The following is a 267-nucleotide window of genomic DNA, read 5'->3' on the forward strand; positions in this document are numbered from 1 at the left end:
ACCCGTTTTAAGGACACCACGATCTTTCAAGATATTTTCGATGAAATTGTCCTGCAGGCGATCTCACACCGGATGGTGGGCGGACGCGTTCTGGTGACCGATTCGGCGCACGTGAAAGCGAATGCGAACAAACACCAGTACACCAAAGAACAGGTACTGCAGAATACCAAGGACTACATGGACGAGCTCAACGCAGCGGTGACGGAAGACCGGAGAAACCATGGAAAAAAGCGCTAAAATCCCGAGAGGAAGTGAACGAAGAAAAAG

The 267-nt window shown here is 50.2% G+C and carries 1 pseudogene; it reads left to right on the forward strand.

The features are described 5' to 3' along the window. Positions 1-267, forward strand: a pseudogene (locus LCF57_RS17785) (IS5/IS1182 family transposase); the annotation flags it as partial.

Origin of the sequence: Paenibacillus sp. BJ-4 (assembly GCF_020404765.1) — a bacterium.
Lineage (GTDB): Bacteria > Bacillota > Bacilli > Paenibacillales > Paenibacillaceae > Paenibacillus.